This is a genomic window from Thermococcus thermotolerans (assembly GCF_024707485.1).
In the GTDB taxonomy this organism is placed as follows: Archaea; Methanobacteriota_B; Thermococci; order Thermococcales; family Thermococcaceae; genus Thermococcus; species Thermococcus thermotolerans.
Genome location: NZ_CP102602.1, coordinates 1,649,471 through 1,664,143 on the forward strand (window position 1 = coordinate 1,649,471; position 14,673 = coordinate 1,664,143).

Annotated in this window: 13 protein-coding genes; 7 read left to right on the forward strand and 6 right to left on the reverse strand. The window is 52.6% G+C overall.

All coding sequences use genetic code 11. The features are described 5' to 3' along the window. Window position 1: 1 nt before the first annotated feature. Genes NUS69_RS09295 through NUS69_RS09315 form a run of 5 tightly spaced genes read right to left on the reverse strand, consistent with a single transcriptional unit; the run spans window position 2 to window position 7,314 of the window. Entirely contained in the window at window positions 2-1,150 is a 1,149-nt protein-coding gene (locus NUS69_RS09295; RefSeq protein WP_258083508.1) for an RsmB/NOP family class I SAM-dependent RNA methyltransferase, read from the reverse strand. Between the two features lie 9 nt (window positions 1,151-1,159). Then, a complete protein-coding gene (locus NUS69_RS09300) occupies window positions 1,160-1,678 on the reverse strand; it encodes a DUF3201 domain-containing protein (protein WP_258085073.1) in 519 nt (172 codons plus the stop codon). A gap of 42 nt (window positions 1,679-1,720) precedes the next feature. Then, a complete protein-coding gene (locus NUS69_RS09305; RefSeq protein WP_258083509.1) occupies window positions 1,721-2,629 on the reverse strand; it encodes an LEA type 2 family protein in 909 nt (302 codons plus the stop codon). 51 nt (window positions 2,630-2,680) lie between these two features. Further along, window positions 2,681-5,050: a COG1361 S-layer family protein gene (locus tag NUS69_RS09310; RefSeq protein ID WP_258083510.1), complete on the reverse strand. Its 2,370-nt coding sequence runs from the start codon at window positions 5,048-5,050 to the stop codon at window positions 2,681-2,683. Next, a complete protein-coding gene (locus tag NUS69_RS09315; RefSeq protein ID WP_258083511.1) occupies window positions 5,047-7,314 on the reverse strand; it encodes a hydrophobe/amphiphile efflux-3 (HAE3) family transporter in 2,268 nt (755 codons plus the stop codon). Before NUS69_RS09315 ends, NUS69_RS09310 begins: the two co-directional genes overlap by 4 nt. Window positions 7,315-7,434: 120 nt before the next feature. Here NUS69_RS09315 and NUS69_RS09320 point away from each other — a divergent pair, with 120 nt between their 5' ends. The 6 genes from NUS69_RS09320 (at window position 7,435) to NUS69_RS09345 (ending at window position 13,253) form a co-directional block, all read left to right on the forward strand. Then, the gene (locus NUS69_RS09320) at window positions 7,435-7,956 is read left to right on the forward strand and encodes a GbsR/MarR family transcriptional regulator (protein ID WP_258083512.1); all 522 of its coding nucleotides are present in this window, start codon (window positions 7,435-7,437) and stop codon (window positions 7,954-7,956) included. A gap of 45 nt (window positions 7,957-8,001) precedes the next feature. After that, window positions 8,002-8,514 (forward strand): CDP-2,3-bis-(O-geranylgeranyl)-sn-glycerol synthase, encoded by a 513-nt coding sequence (locus NUS69_RS09325; protein WP_258085074.1) that lies wholly within the window; start codon window positions 8,002-8,004, stop codon window positions 8,512-8,514. Between the two features lie 113 nt (window positions 8,515-8,627). Beyond that, a complete protein-coding gene (locus NUS69_RS09330; protein WP_258083513.1) occupies window positions 8,628-11,522 on the forward strand; it encodes a hypothetical protein in 2,895 nt (964 codons plus the stop codon). 12 nt (window positions 11,523-11,534) lie between these two features. Next, window positions 11,535-11,831: a hypothetical protein gene (locus tag NUS69_RS09335; RefSeq protein WP_258083514.1), complete on the forward strand. Its 297-nt coding sequence runs from the start codon at window positions 11,535-11,537 to the stop codon at window positions 11,829-11,831. Window positions 11,832-12,286: 455 nt separating this feature from the next. Next, window positions 12,287-12,553 (forward strand): ubiquitin-like small modifier protein 1, encoded by a 267-nt coding sequence (locus NUS69_RS09340; protein ID WP_258085075.1) that lies wholly within the window; start codon window positions 12,287-12,289, stop codon window positions 12,551-12,553. A 1-nt stretch (window position 12,554) separates the two neighbouring features. Further along, the gene (locus NUS69_RS09345; protein ID WP_258083515.1) at window positions 12,555-13,253 is read left to right on the forward strand and encodes a ThiF family adenylyltransferase; all 699 of its coding nucleotides are present in this window, start codon (window positions 12,555-12,557) and stop codon (window positions 13,251-13,253) included. Here the strand turns inward: NUS69_RS09345 and NUS69_RS09350 are convergent. After that, the gene (locus tag NUS69_RS09350; RefSeq protein WP_258085076.1) at window positions 13,246-14,109 is read right to left on the reverse strand and encodes a hypothetical protein; all 864 of its coding nucleotides are present in this window, start codon (window positions 14,107-14,109) and stop codon (window positions 13,246-13,248) included. The two genes, NUS69_RS09345 and NUS69_RS09350, sit on opposite strands and share 8 nt — an antisense overlap. Window positions 14,110-14,209: 100 nt before the next feature. Between NUS69_RS09350 and NUS69_RS09355 the strand changes: the two genes are divergently transcribed. Continuing rightward, the gene (locus tag NUS69_RS09355; RefSeq protein WP_258083516.1) at window positions 14,210-14,638 is read left to right on the forward strand and encodes a molybdenum cofactor biosynthesis protein MoaE; all 429 of its coding nucleotides are present in this window, start codon (window positions 14,210-14,212) and stop codon (window positions 14,636-14,638) included. The last annotated feature ends 35 nt before the right edge of the window (window positions 14,639-14,673 follow it).

Consider the following 14,673-nt stretch of genomic DNA (forward strand, 5'->3'; position numbering starts at 1 on the left):
GCTACACCTTCCTGAATTTGGCTATGAAGAATCCCTGGGTCAGGTGCCTGTTTGGATAGAACCTTTGAACCTCGTCGATACCCATACCGCTCGAACCTATAAAGATGCTCTGCTCTTCGAGCTTTAAACCTTTGCCGAGGATGTACTTCACGTTGGCCTCGTTCTCCTCGTAGCTCAGCGTGCAGGTGGAGTAGACGAGAACACCGCCCCTCCTTAGGGATTTTATGGCGGCATTGATGAAGTGCCTCTGGTAGCGGGCCGTTGCCTCTATGTCCCTCGGCGTCCTGCTCTCCCACAGCTTTGGCCTTATGCCAAGGGCCGTACACGGCGCATCCAGGAGTATCTTGTCCGCCTGGATTCCCAGCTCGGGAAGCTTCCGCGAGTCCATGTGGATTAACTTAACGTTCTTCACGCCGAGCCTTTTGAGCTCCTCCTCCATCTTTTTGAGCCTGTTTCTGGACTTGTCTATGGCTATTATCTCTCCCCTGTTCTGCATCAGCTGGGCTATGTGGCTCGTCTTTCCGCCCGGTGCTGCTGCCATGTCGATTATTATCTCCTCCTCGCTCGGCTCAAGAACGTGGGCGACCACCATAGATGGCAAACTCTGAGCGTAGAAGAGGCCCTCCCTGAAGGACTCCAGTTCACTCAGACTTGGCAGTTTGAACTTCGGCAGGGTGACCTCTACCGCCACTCCGCGCGTCGAGACTACCATCTCCTTGGCGCTCATTCTGGCGATGCCTATTCCGACGAGAAGTCCCCTTGGGTCGCGTATCTCCACCTCGTCGCCGGGCTTGATTTTTTTGTCCGCCTGGAGAACGCCGGGAGCGTAGAGCATCGCGCCCTGATAGACGCTCTCGCTCGCGAACTTGTTGGCGCGGACGACTGGAAGGCCGGGCTCGTGGTCGTCGGGGAAGTTCGGGCCTTCCCTCTCGAAGTATATGCCCTCCTTGAGGTAGGGGCTTCGCCTTGGCTTTAGGCCCTCCTTCCGGAGGATGCTCATCAGCTTTGACCTGCTGGTCTTCAGCGTGTTCACGCGGATGTAGTACTTCTCCACCGGCGTTCTGAGGGAGGCCATTATCTCCTCCGCCTCGCTCCCGAAGAGCCTCTGGTAGTACTCCCTCAGCTCCTCGGGGAAAGCATCGGCGTACATGGGGACACCTCAGAGGTCGAAGATTTCGAAGCGCTTGCCGGTCTCTATGAGCTTCAGAAGTCCCTTCTTCAGCTCTCCGGCGCTTTCAAAGTTCGCCTCAAACTGGAACAGCTTCTCATCACTGGCTTCGATCTTCTCAAGTATCTCCCCTGGGGAGACCCTTCCGTCCCTGCGCCAGTTGTAGATGTCGCTCAGAAAGTTCTCGCTCCCATATATGAAGCTCCTCGGAAAGAGTTCGATGAATCTCTCAAGAAACTCTGTGTTTATCCTCTCCTTTGGAACCGCGACCACGAAGTAGTAGCTCTCCGGCGTCGCGCCAACCTCTATCTGGGGCTTTACCTCGAAGGCCGGGTGGGGATACTTCATGAGCCTCCACTCACCGTCTATGAAGATGTAGGCCCCGAAGGCCTCCTCGACGTCTTCAACCTTAAAACCCTCCTTCGGGAGCTCAAGCTTGAGCTCTTCGTTGAGCCTGAATATGCCCTCCCACATCTCGTTAAGGAACTCGTGAATCTCTCTCACGTTCATTCCTCTCACCGGAAATAGAAAAGGTGGGGGACTTAAAAACCTTCATCCGGAGAGGAGGTTCTCCAGCATGCTGTTGAGGCCACCCATGATGTCCGTTTTTACCGTCTGTTCGTAGCTTGCCAGCCTGATGCTGTACCTCTGGTTAAGGACGGAGATGTCCATGAAAATATCCGCGCGAACCTTACTCATCTCACCGTTTTTTACATGAATTTCCCACACTTTGGTCAGTCTGCTCTCATCAACGTACATCCTGACGTCCACGGTGGAGTATCCCCCGGGGGGTATGACGGCGGTCTCTTCGGTTTCGCCGTACCCGATTTTTATACCGTTCGCATACGCGTCGAAGCTGAGTTTTGTGATCGGGACGGGGTATTTGTTTGGATTGTAGAACTTCATGTGGGCTATGAGGACTGCCTTTCCGTTCTGTTCGCCGGCCCAGTCAAAGGCAGTCTCGACCAGCGCAGGGCTCTTAACCAGTCCACCCGCGAGCTCCTTGCTCTCCGCGGTGAAGTTGAGGTACGCGAGGATGTCCTCGCTGATAACCTGTCTTATGTCCGCGTTGATTGGTATTACCTTGAGGAGGCTTCCCTTGAGGCGGAACTCGACCTCCCCCGTCTGGCCGTTGTCCAGGTAGGCCACCAGGGAGCGGACTAGGTTTTCGTTGTCTATGACTATGGCCATGTTTATGTTCGACCTCGTCGCACCGTAGTCGAACCTCGCGACCCTGGCAACGGGTATCCCCATGAAGTTCAGGCTCAGGTTCTCTACCTCCACCGGGACGAGCAGGGGCTTGCTCAGCTCTGCGTCCACCCATATCTCGGTCGTCTTCTCATCCACGTAGCCCCAGCTGGCGTGGACCGTTGGGTTGGCGGTCATGGCGGCATAGGCCACGTAGCCTATCCAGGAGATGATTATAAGCGCCGCACCAAGTATCAGCAGCTTCCAGTTCATTCTTTCCACCGTGTCCCTTCATTCTTTGAAGTGCGTTTAAAGTTTTCCGGCTTAGCTGGACCGTTTCCTGTAGGTGTAGAGCACCGCTATGACCACGAGCACGCCGATGACTATGGCCAGGTTTCTCAGGTTGGTCTGGGTTTTTGTGTTCTCCTTCACGGAGATTGTCGCGGTTCTCTCGAAGACGTAAACGTTGTCGTCCCCCTGGGCCGGGTCTCCGACGGCCCTTATGCGCAGCTGGATGTTGTAGTCCTTTGGAATTGCGTTTCCGTCTATCCTGAGCACGATTACTCCTTCTCCCGTTGCTCCCGGGGCCAGGTCGCCGATGTAATCCGTTCTCTTATCCAGACTGAAGGGCTGGTCGGCCTTCACGACGCCCTCGATGAGCACGCTGGTGGCCTTCTCTCCGCCTGTGTTCTTCAGCTTGATGTATACGTTGACGGTCTCCCCCTGGAGGGGCTCTGGAGCAAAGTCCACACCGACGACCTCGATGTTCGGCTTGGCGCCGATTATTATGGGAACCTTGAGCGTGACGTTCTTCGCCATACCGAGGTCGTTGGTGTAGGTCACGAGCAGGGGTATCTCATAGGTTCCGGAGCTGGCGTTCTCGGCGACGTTTATCTTGAATGAGGTCTTTGCGGAGTCGCCCTTCCCCAGGTTTCCCAGGCCAATTACCTGCTCGCTGCTCTCGCTGAGCGAGAAGGGCCATCCCGGCATGGGCCTTACTATTACCGTCCTGGCAGTACCGGTTCCAACGTTGTCCACTTGGAAGTCGACCTCAACGTTGTCCGTCCCGGGGATTATCTTGCCGGGCGACGTTGATACCCTGGAGAGTATCAGCTGGGCCCTTCCGGTCACGTCTATTCCGACCAGCCTCTCGTCGGTTATCTCCTTCTCGTTCGGCTCCGTGAGGTACTTCAGCTCTATCCTGAGCGGGTATATGCCGTTCTCCAGCTTCTCATTGGCCTTGATTCTGAACTCAAGGGTGGCCTTCTCCCCCGGCTGAAGCTCTGGGAGATACTTCACGTTGTCCTCCCCGATAGGCAGGAAGGCCTCTATGTTCTGCTTGGCAAGCTGGCCCATTATCTGGTTGAGGGCATCCTGCAGGCTCCCTCTGAGCTGCTCACTCCCCTGGACTGGGAGCTGAGAGAGCGCCGAGAGGTCGACGTTCTTTATCTCGCCCTGTACCGGCACTTTGTAGGAGCTTATCTTCAGGCTGAGGGCTTTAACGGCCTCCGCCCCGGTGTTCTCAATGGTAAAGCGCACCGTGAAGGTGTCTCCAGGGCTTATCTCCCGGGGCTCGGTCTCGACCTTGGTTATCTCGACGAAGGCTTCCCTGGGCTTTTTGACTGTGAGAGCCACGAAGTTGTAGCTCTGCACCATGCGCATGTTCGCCCCCAGGCCGGTGAAGTAGACGACCCCAACGTAGAGGGGATACGTTCCAACGTCGGCGTTGGGGTTTATCTTTATCCTGAATGTCAGAGTTGTGTTCTCCTTGCCTTCGAGGTACTCAATGTACCGCACGGTGCTTTCCTCCGGATAGAAGACGCTCTTTGAGAGGCCGGTTTGGCTCAGGGCCATCGAAACTGCGCTCGCTATTGAGGAGCTGTCGTTGAAGCTCATCGGTGCGGGCGTAACGAAGACGTTGATGTAGCGCACCTTTCTGGCACCCTCGTTCCTGAGGTGAACCTTGACGGTAACCGTGTCTCCCGGTTGAACCGTGCTCGGCATTTCAACGTTTGAAATTATCAGTCCTGGGGCTGTTGCGGCTCTCCATTCAGAGGGTCCGCTCATGCTTATCCTGACGCCGTTTGGATATACCTCGTTGACGGTCACGTAAACCGTCCGGTTGTCAACGCTGACCTCTACGGTCTCTCCTTCCCGAACAGGGGTTACCTCGGGATAGGTTACCTCCATCAGGATGTCTTCCTTCCTTATTCCAAGTTCTGGGTGCTCCTCGATGGTCTTAATCACGGCGTCGGCTATCTCCTGCGGGGACGCGCTGTTGAGCCACTGGTAGAATCCGTAGGCGTTGGCGATCAGACAGGCGTTGAATTCGGCGCTGTTGTTCACGTACTGCTCGCACTGGGTCACGTCGTAGCCCATGGCCTGTGCCATAGCCGTCAGGAACTCCGGGTCGAGGAGAAGGCGCTGTATCTTGTTGGGATCCGGCACGAGTATCGTCTTGTATTCGGCGTTGAGTATTCTGCCGTCCTTCATTATGAGGAGGAAGGCGTAGTAGTCGCCGCTTCCGTAGTCCTTCTGGGTGTCGGTTAGGGTCACTATGAGCGGACCGACGAGAATAGCCTCGCCCTTGCTGAGGTAGCCCTCGAACAGGGGGCTTCCGGTTGATGCGCTCACGCTCCCGGAGAGCATCGCGGTGATGAGCATCAGGGCGAGAATCAATCCGGTTTTTTTCATTCCCTACCACCTCCAATATTTCTTCCGTAAAAGACCTGCAGCAGCGCAGGGGTTACGAGGTAAGCGGCAAACATTGACGCGAATATTCCAAACGCCAGGGTCGTTCCGAAGTCGTGTATGGTCGGTAGCTCACCGGCGAGTAAGGCCAGGAAGCCGCCGGCCGTTGTCAGAGCTCCGGCCAGTATGCCGGGCCCGACGCTCTCAACCGACGTAACTATCGGCCTGGGGTTGCCCTCGTTCATCTCCTCAAGGAAGCGGTGGGTTAGGTGCATGCCGTAGTCAACGCCCAGGCCCACTATCATTGAGATAACTCCGGCCAGACTCTGGGTGAAAGGTATCCCGGCCCATCCCATGAAGCCGACCGTCCAGAGGGCACCTAAAAACATCGGTGTTATCATTGCCATCGAAACCTTGGGTCTCCTGAAGAGGAGGAGCACTATTAACACGACAACGGCGGTTCCGTAGGTCGAGATGCGGTTTATCTCGACCTTCGTGAGCTGGTCGAGTACGTAGTTCAGGTATATGTCTCCCGTGAGGGAGAGCTTCACGCCCGGTGGGAATTCGGTCTTCTGCGCCCTCGCGGTTTCCTCTTCGAAATAGCGCATTATCCTCCTGAAGTCATCCATGCTGGCCCCGCCGAAGTCGCCCTTGAACTTGATGATGGTCATGGAATAGTCGCTTGAGACCAGGCTGGGCCCCTGGCTTTTCCCAAGGGCGCTCTTTATTTTCTCCTCATCGTTGGGAATGTAGCCGTACTGTCGGTGAACCACGTCGGCTATGCTCTCCGAGTCGAAGACGCCGTTGTAGTAGGAGTCCGCCTTTACCTGATTCTCGAAGCGGTAAATGCCCCTGGCTATGGCTGGGTTCCTGACGTCGTTCGCCTTAACAAGGACGTACAGCTCGTCCTGACCGCCGAAGTCACTCCTGATGTCCATGAGCGCCTCTATCTCCGGCATGCCCTTGGGGACGAACTTTTCAAGCCTCACCTCGGTGGTCACCTGTGTTATTCCGTATCCGAAGAAGAGGGTTATCAGAAACACCGCCGCTAGAAATGCCGCGGGTTTTCTCCTTATGGTCTCTCCGAGGTTGTGGAAGACCCTGCCCACCATGCCCGAGTGGGAGCGAACCTCTGGGACCACGTAGTGGCCTTTTACCCGCTTCATTATGTCCTCCTCTAGGATTATGACCGCGGGGGTTATCACGACTGCGTTGAGCGCGGCTAAACTTAGACCGAGGATCAGCGCGGTGGCCAGGTGGTGGAGCATCGGGAGACTTGATAGGTACATCGCGGCGAAGCCGCCTATGGTTGTAAGCGCCGCGCCTAGTAGGGCTTTTCCTGTCTCAGCGACCGCTTCCTCTGCCGCTTCCTCTATGCTCCTTCCCCTTTTCCTCTCCTCGTAATAGCGGTTGGTCACGTGGATTCCGTAGTCTATTCCCATTCCGATGAGCATCGCCCCTATTGTGGTCGTGGCCAGGTCGAGGGGTATGCCCATCAATCCCATGAAGCCGAGTGTCATCGTGACTCCGAAGACGAGGGGAATGAGGGGGATGGCGGCCTTAACGGGGGAGCGGTAGAAGTAGAGGAGCAGGGCTATGACGAGGATGAAGGATATTGCCATCGTCTTGTTGAGGTCGCTCTGGAGGAGTTCCAGTATGCGGTAGGTTATCCCTATGTTCCCAGTCTGTATCACCTCAACGTTCTTCGGGAACTTGACGTCGTTTATGTCCTCCTCTATGCCCCTGTAGACCCTTACGAGGGTTTCCGTTTTCTTTTCCCTGCTTATAGTCACGGCTATTATCGTCGTCGTGTAGTCCCTGCTGACGAGCCCGTACCTCTCCTCCGGCGGAAGCATATCGAGGACGAACTTTGCCTCCTCCTCGGTCTTTGGAAGCCTTCCCAGAACCTGCATGTAGATATCGGCGATGCTCACCGTGTCGGTTACGTACTCCCTCTGCCTGAGCCTCTGCTCAAGCTCGTAGATGGCTTCTATAACCTGCGGGTCGCGGATGTCGTAGACACCGCCGGGCTCTATCGAGTTCACCTTGACGACTATCAGCGTGCTGTCCCCGCTCTGGAACTCGTTCTGCAATGCCGTGTAGTCCGCTATGGAGGGGTGGTTTTCGGGGAGCATGGTTCTGAGGTCGCTCTCAAAGCGGAGTTTCTGGATTCCGTATACCGAAACGACCAGCAGAAACACCGCTATCAGTGCAAAGGCTACCCTGTACCTCACGATGATTCTCGCGGCGCTCCTCAGTGGATTCATAGTTTCTCCCCCAACTTTCGGAAATTTCCGAAAGTTTTAAATAAGTAAAACCTTAAAAACCTTTTGTCAGTTGATTGATGCAGTCCCTTTCGGCGATGGTATAAAATCGGGGTGTTGGTGATGGGGATCGAAGAGGCCAAGAGGATAATTATGGATCATTTCGCAGGGGCCGCGAGGAGGTTCGGCTTCAACGAGCTTTACGGCTACATCTACGGCGTTCTGTTCCTTGCGCGGGAGCCCATGAGTTTAGGTGAGATCGCCGAGGCGACGGGCTATTCTCTCTCCCACGTGAGCACCGCCCTCAAGTTCATGGAGCGCATAGGGCTCGTCGTGAGGATCAAAAAGCCCGGTGACAAGAGGGCCTACTACAAAGCAACAAAACTCCTCAAGGACTGGAGGCAGGCGGCCTATTATAACAGGATAATGGAGGACATACAGCAGACCAGGGCGAACTTGGAACGGGCCCTTCAGGAGCTTGAGGGTGAGGAAAGCGAGGAGGCAGAGTTAATAAGGGAGAGCATCAGGTTTGCTATACACAGGAATGACCTTGCGGAAAGGATTCTGAGGTTTCTGATTGAGCACGAGGACGAGGAGGTTCTTGAGAGGCTCATGGACTGTCTTGAAGCACCCGAAAAACGGTAGCTTTAAAACCGACCTTCAATAATCAGACCGGGTGAAATTATGGCGATGGCGCTCTCATCACTGCTTTGGGCATTCTGGTATATACTGCCCGCCTATGTTGCCAATGCTTCACCGGTGCTGCTGGGGGGAGGCTCCCCTATAGACGGGGGCAAGAACTGGCGCGACGGACGAAGGATCCTCGGCGATGGTAAGACCTGGAGGGGCTTCCTTGGTGGCCTGACGTGCGGCACGCTGACTGGACTCATCCAGTACTTCCTCACACCCGGGTTTTACGGAAACCTCAGAACGGCCGCCCTGCTCGCGTTCCTTCTTGCCCTCGGTGCCCTCACCGGGGACCTGGTCGGCAGCTTCTTCAAGAGGAGGGCAAACCTCCCGCGTGGCGCCCCTGCGATAGGCCTCGACCAGCTGGGATTCCTCATAAGCGCGCTTGCACTCGCTTATCCGGTTAAAACCCTCAGCTCGGGCCAGATAATATTCCTTCTCGTGGTCTCCCCCTTCATCCACTGGGGCGCGAACTACTTCGCCTACAAAATGGGCTGGAAGGGCGTGCCGTGGTGATGAGTGCTCTTTCAGATTTTCCGTTTTTTGCTAACTATTTTTAGTAGTGTGTTAAATTTGAATAGAAAATTCTTTTAAACTTCAACAAGTTTTAGTATTTTGGTGACGTTCCCATGAGAAAGTTAGCAGGATTATGGTTAGTAATACTGATTTTGGGTATGACGGTAAGTGCTGGAATGTCAAACAACTACGCGGCAGCAGTAACGACCAGTGATCCCTATGAGGCTTTCTGGGATATTCTAAACAGGGAGGCGGAACTTGTAGTTGAAGTTGAAAACGGCAATCTCAGTCTTGCTCCAGAGTTGATTCAAAACTCCCGCCTCGGTGCTGAGAATGCAGCCAACATTTCAGCCTTAATCTGGCAGGCTTTGGAAGAGTTGAAAGCCTCTGGAGTCAAAACTTATTACACTGCGGAGGAACTCCGCGAAATGGCTCAGAACATTAGCGAAAACGGTCTGCCACAGGAGACTGTTGATGCTCTTAAGGAGCAGGGCTGGACTGACGAGCAGATTCAGGCTTTGGAAGAGTACATTGTTCAGAACGGGGCAAACATTACAGAAGACTTTAACATGACGGCCTTCCTTGAAGAATTCTCCATGGCATTCATTAACGTGGCCTTCAAGTACAATCGTTATGAAGCCTGGGCGCTGGAGAAATGGAAGTGGACTCAGCCCGCTGAAGCTCCAACCTTAAACAATGAAGAACTGATAAACCCTGTTTTGGCAGATCCATGGGTTCAGTTTTATCATGCGTACGCTGTGAGTGATTACGTGGGAATGGAAGACTCCATTGAAGCCTTAAGAGATTCTGCGTATAATTTCTTGACGTATCAGGAGAGATTTGTTAGTTTAACCTTTTTGCGCAATGGGAGTGTAATTACGAAGACTGGAACACTGGATCGTGTTAACTGGACGGATAATGGTTCAATGGTGTTTACCACTCTAGTCACCTCTCCGTCGGAGGACGGTTTCATGCTTAACACTACAACCTACTACTGGCCAAGTGCGTTACGGGCTTATGAGCTGACATCCAACATAATGACTCTCGTAAAGGCCAGGAATTGTGGTAACAACAATTCTGAGGTTCAGTGGATGCTTAATCAGAAAGTTGCAGAGTTGAGGAGTGCGCTCAAGGTAATTATCGTGAGTACGAGCACTTCAACTGTACAAGTTCCGAATGAGCCAATTTATCCAATAGAGCCAATAGACCCGATCTATCCAATAGATCCAAAACTGCCAGTACTGCCTGTTTCGATGACCTCTCCAGAAGAGTCCACTACGGCAGAACTTTCCGAGAGTACAACCGTTATAACCCCTGCCGATGAGACTGCGCTGTTGGCCCTTGATCCCAACAACGAGGAAGGACGTTTGATGGTCGACAGTGTTAATGTGGAAGCGGTTGAGGTAACCTCGGATTACGTCACATACAAGGTTGCAGTCCACCTCCATGTTGAAGACAACGCCGTCTCAAACGTGAATTTAGAGTTTCAAGGAACTGAGTTGAGTGACTCCAAGTCTATGGGTTTTCTTTATCCAGGTGATAGCTTTGTGGTGGAGAGTACCGTCAGTGGAAGAGTGTATGGAAGTGACCAAGTTACGGTAAGCGGGACTGTTAAGATAACTTATACCCCCAGTTCCGGCCAGATACCGAACAGTGTTAGTCCAGCTAATGATGAGCGTGAAATAACCGAGAGTTATTCAAAGACAATACCGTTGGAGGAAGACATTGATCCTAGCAAGGTTTATGTAAGCGTTTTGGCTCAAGATGAAAATGGTGATGGAGTCATTACTGCAGGGGAAGACGTTGCCTTCAAGGTTGTCGTGAAGAATGAGAATAATGCTGATGTTTCTGGATCATGTAAGATCGACGTTAAGTACCCTATAAGCAGTAGCGACACGAGCATGAGGAATTTTAGCGTTAGCATTAATGCTCCCGCTGGTGGGAGTATAACGGGAACCTTTGGCAGTGTTCACTATGCTTGGTCCGGAACCTTCACGTACACTGGAAAATGTACTTTTGACCAGTATGAGAAAAGCTTTAGTGGTTACGTGACGGTGGAGGAGGATGACTCCACAGACCCCACTGTTGTGAAGATGATTGATGTTGTTCCAACAAGTTGGCCAAGTACGGCTCGTCTTGGTGGTTCTGTTGAGTTCAGTGTGGATTTGAAGAATACGTATCCAGTAGACAAGTCTGTGAAGGTTGAGTTAAAGATTGATGGAGTTACTGTTGATGTTGTTGAGACCACAGTGATTGCTGGTCGTTCCACGGGAGTAATCCTTACTTGGAATGTTCCGGACGACTTCCCAGTGGGCGAGCATACTGTAAAGATAAAAGCCTGGTCAAGAAACATCGGCTTAGATGATCCCTGGAACCCAGAAGACAGCGAAACAGAATCCATCGAGGTCACGGGTGTTGAAATCTTAAATATCGATTGTCCTCAAAGGGCAGGTCTTGGTGAAACCATTGAATGCAGGATATACATAAGGAACACTCTAGATGAACGAGTCGGCATAAATACTAAGCAGGTCATTTTAACTGGCCATCCTTACGATGAGTATCTCCATGAGACCAGAACAGTTAGCATTGAATATCCCATCCAGAACTCCATCAACATAGATCCAGGTCGTACTGAAGTTTTGTTAGTAGCGCCCATTGATATCCCCGACGATCGGAAAATTCTTGATTATCGCTATACTTGTGATCAGATAACAGGGGACTGTTCTTTTAAGTGGGCAGACACCAACTACACACTTCAAATCCAAATTGACATGCCGTATCCCCAAAAAGACATAACCATTAATAGGACCCTAACTCTCTACTACTTTGGCAGCTCAGCAATGCAAGAAATAGCTGGAGGTCTGGTGACCGAATATGGAGTACCCGCCGCTACAGCAGGTCTAACAGGGCTATTACTTGCAGCCGCTGGGTTTAGCGCATTTGCTACGTTTGGACTCTCATTAGCTGTTGGAGCAATAGTCTATGTAATACTTAAAGAAACAAGTTAGGGGTGGATTGAAATGGATGTTGTTATCCACAGCATTATAGTGATGTTCCCCCACGCTTTCTTATTTTTAATGGTTATAGTAATGTATCTGAGGTTAAAAGAAGGCAGAATTCAAGTTGCAAAGAGAATAGCATTACTGGCGCCGATGACATGGTTGTACTGGAGGTGGTTCTTTGGTAACCTGCCATTTTTAAGTGATCCTACAAATTTCATAGCCTTCATTATATTCACAATGTCTCTAGCAGGATATACCACAGTCGTAATGAGGCTATATCCTGAACCTGCCAATTCCAGAGAGGGCTTAAAATAAATCAGCTATTTTTTTATTTTTAATTATCGAAGATACATCGTCCAAGATGGGATTCTGAAAATCTACGCGAGGAAAACAATGAGCGAATGGGCAGACTTCAGTAAAATATGTCAGGACATCACGTTGTACTTAAAAGTCGGAGGAAAACACTCGCAAACGCAAAAATCAACATTATCCAACCCGGACTGGTGAAGGCGACGATGACATGCCCTGCAGTTGTTGGTCTAGGTGGCTCAGCCCAGTGTACTATACATTTCAAGCTGAAAGAGCAAACGGCATTAACGCTTAACTTGGAGAGACTTAAATTTGGTGGTAAGATGATATAATCTTAACGATGAAGACGGGGACATCCCATCCAGTAAGGGACATAGCTTAACGTCCGAGGAGTTGGGACCTTGGCTTTCTTATCCAGCAACCCTTTTTAACTCCTCCCCCAACTTTTTTCGGTGGTGTGGATGAGGATTAGGGTTCGCTATTTCGCCAGGTTCCGCTCCCTGGTTGGCACCGGTGAGGAGGAACTCGAAGTTCCCGAGGGGACGACCATCGGCGGGCTGATAGAAATCCTGAAGGAGAGGCATCCCGTTCTCAAAAACGAGGTCTTCGCCGAGGACGACGACCTAGCTGATGTCAATGTCTCCAGGAACGGCAGTTACGTGGGTTTCGATGAGGTTCTTGAGGATGGTGATGTGGTTGCGCTGTTTCCCCCTGTGAGCGGTGGTTGATATGCTCACGAAAAGGGAGCTTGAGCGCTACGACAGGCAGATAATGATCTTCGGTGAAGAGGGTCAGGAGAAGCTTAAGGCCTCAAAGGTCGCGGTCGTTGGAGTCGGTGGCCTCGGGAGTCCGGTCGCCTACTACCTTGCCGCCGCTGGCGTTGGTACCCTCCTCCTTGTAGACGAGCAAAAGCCGGAGCTGAGCAACCTCAACAGACAGATACTCCACTGGGAGGAGGATTTGAATGAGAATCCTAAACCGCTCTCTGCCAAATGGAAGCTTGAGCACTTCAACTCAAATATAAAAATCGAAACGTTTGTAGGTAAACTGGACGAGGGCAACATCGATAGTGTTCTCAAAGGGGCTGACGTCATCGTTGACTGCCTCGACAACTTCGGGACAAGGTTTCTCCTCGATGACTACGCGGGAAAGGCAGAGGTTCCCCTCATTCACGGAGCCGTTGAGGGAACCTACGGGCAGGTGACGACCATAATTCCTGGAAAGACCAAGAGCCTGCGCGAGATATTTCCGAACGTGAGGGAAAATAGGGGAAAGTTCCCGATACTCGGGGCAACAGCTGGGGTTATTGGCACCATTCAGGCGATGGAGGTAATAAAACTGCTCACCGGGATCGGTGAGCCCCTCCTCAACAGACTGCTCATAGTTGACCTTGCCTTCAACACCTTTGATGTTATTGAGCTCAGGTAGATGGTGCTTCCACGTTTTTCTTCTCGTTTATGGATGTTATCCGTATGGTCTCGCTCCACGAGCCGTCCTGGGTTATCGTCATCTTCCCGATGGTGGGGTCGTCTATTGATGTCTTCGCACTCACTGAAAAGCTTACCCTTCCCCCTACGAGCCTGCCGTTCTCGAAGTACAGCTCAAGGACGCCGTCCTTCACGCTGATCTCCGTGTCGGGAGTTGTGGCGAAGTACATGGTTGCCAGGGGCCTCACCTCGTAGTCGCTGAGGTGGTACCTGAGCACGAGCCTCTCGCCGTTCTCCCTTTCGTCTGGGGTTCTTTTCAGGTATTCCTTGGCGAGGCTTACGATGTTGTATTTCCAGACGAATTCCGCGGTGGTTGGGTCGTCGCTCTTCACCCATCCGAGGGGAGTGCGGATGTAGGTGACGTTGTTAAAGACGATCCTTGATGTGTTGGTGGAGGCACCGTCCGGGACGCTGATGGTGGTCGTGTTTATGACCGCGCTCCAGGATTCAAAGTCCATGTAGCCCCTTTCGATTATATTCAGTGTGACGTTGTCCCTCTGGGAGACGTTTCCCTGCGTTACCACTACCAGCATTGAGATCGTGGCGTTGCTGACGTATGTGTACTGGTTCAGGGCCGAGACCCACTGAAGGAGCTCGTCCGTGGTGACCTCCTTTGGGGTTTCCGTTGGGGACTGGCTGGTGGTTGTTGGAGACTGGCTAGTGGTTGTCGGGGTTGTAGTGCCGGGGCTGGAAGAGACCGCGGGGCTCGACGTCGTGGTATCGCTGCCGCCTCCAAGACAGCCAGCGGTGAATCCGATGACCAGAACCAGAATGAGAACGAGGGCATATTTTTTCATGCCTTTCACCCAGGAACCCTCGGCTGGAGACCACTTAAACCTTTTCGTTAACCCGGCAGGTTTTAATCTGGTTGTGTGTAGTCTTTAGGGGGGATGAGAGATGAAGGTCAGGCTTACGAAAGAACCCTTTGACCTCAACGAGGCTTTGGGCTACCTCCTGGTTCCGGAGGCTGGTGGCTATGTGTTCTTCCTTGGCAAGGTCAGAAACGAGAACCACGGGAGGAGGGTAGAGAAGCTCATCTACGAGGCCTATCCTGAGATGGCCGAGGCTGAGATGGCCCGTATACGAAAAGAGGCCCTTGAGAGGTTCCCCATTCTGGACATGCTTATCTGGCACCGCTACGGAGAGCTTGAAGTCGGTCAGGACACGATACTCATTATCGCCAGTGGCAGGCACAGGAAGGAGGCCTTTGAGGCCTGCATGTGGGCAATTGATGAGGTGAAGCGCCGCGTCCCGGTGTGGAAGAGGGAGGTGACGGATGAGGGCACCTTCTGGATCGAGGGCGACCGGCTGGTTCCTGAGAAGTGATTTTCCATTTTTTGCAGACTACTCTTAGTAGTGTG

What these genes read in the sequence shown, in the direction of transcription:
- NUS69_RS09295 (WP_258083508.1), bottom strand. Translation starts at nt 1,150, where the DNA reads ATGTACGCCGATGCTTTCCCCGAGGAGCTGAGGGAGTACTACCAGAGG.
- NUS69_RS09300 (WP_258085073.1), bottom strand. Translation starts at nt 1,678, where the DNA reads ATGAACGTGAGAGAGATTCACGAGTTCCTTAACGAGATGTGGGAGGGC.
- NUS69_RS09305 (WP_258083509.1), bottom strand. Translation starts at nt 2,629, where the DNA reads ATGAACTGGAAGCTGCTGATACTTGGTGCGGCGCTTATAATCATCTCC.
- NUS69_RS09310 (WP_258083510.1), bottom strand. Translation starts at nt 5,050, where the DNA reads ATGAAAAAAACCGGATTGATTCTCGCCCTGATGCTCATCACCGCGATG.
- NUS69_RS09315 (WP_258083511.1), bottom strand. Translation starts at nt 7,314, where the DNA reads ATGAATCCACTGAGGAGCGCCGCGAGAATCATCGTGAGGTACAGGGTA.
- NUS69_RS09320 (WP_258083512.1), top strand. Translation starts at nt 7,435, where the DNA reads ATGGGGATCGAAGAGGCCAAGAGGATAATTATGGATCATTTCGCAGGG.
- NUS69_RS09325 (WP_258085074.1), top strand. Translation starts at nt 8,002, where the DNA reads ATGGCGCTCTCATCACTGCTTTGGGCATTCTGGTATATACTGCCCGCC.
- NUS69_RS09330 (WP_258083513.1), top strand. Translation starts at nt 8,628, where the DNA reads ATGAGAAAGTTAGCAGGATTATGGTTAGTAATACTGATTTTGGGTATG.
- NUS69_RS09335 (WP_258083514.1), top strand. Translation starts at nt 11,535, where the DNA reads ATGGATGTTGTTATCCACAGCATTATAGTGATGTTCCCCCACGCTTTC.
- NUS69_RS09340 (WP_258085075.1), top strand. Translation starts at nt 12,287, where the DNA reads ATGAGGATTAGGGTTCGCTATTTCGCCAGGTTCCGCTCCCTGGTTGGC.
- NUS69_RS09345 (WP_258083515.1), top strand. Translation starts at nt 12,555, where the DNA reads ATGCTCACGAAAAGGGAGCTTGAGCGCTACGACAGGCAGATAATGATC.
- NUS69_RS09350 (WP_258085076.1), bottom strand. Translation starts at nt 14,109, where the DNA reads ATGAAAAAATATGCCCTCGTTCTCATTCTGGTTCTGGTCATCGGATTC.
- NUS69_RS09355 (WP_258083516.1), top strand. Translation starts at nt 14,210, where the DNA reads ATGAAGGTCAGGCTTACGAAAGAACCCTTTGACCTCAACGAGGCTTTG.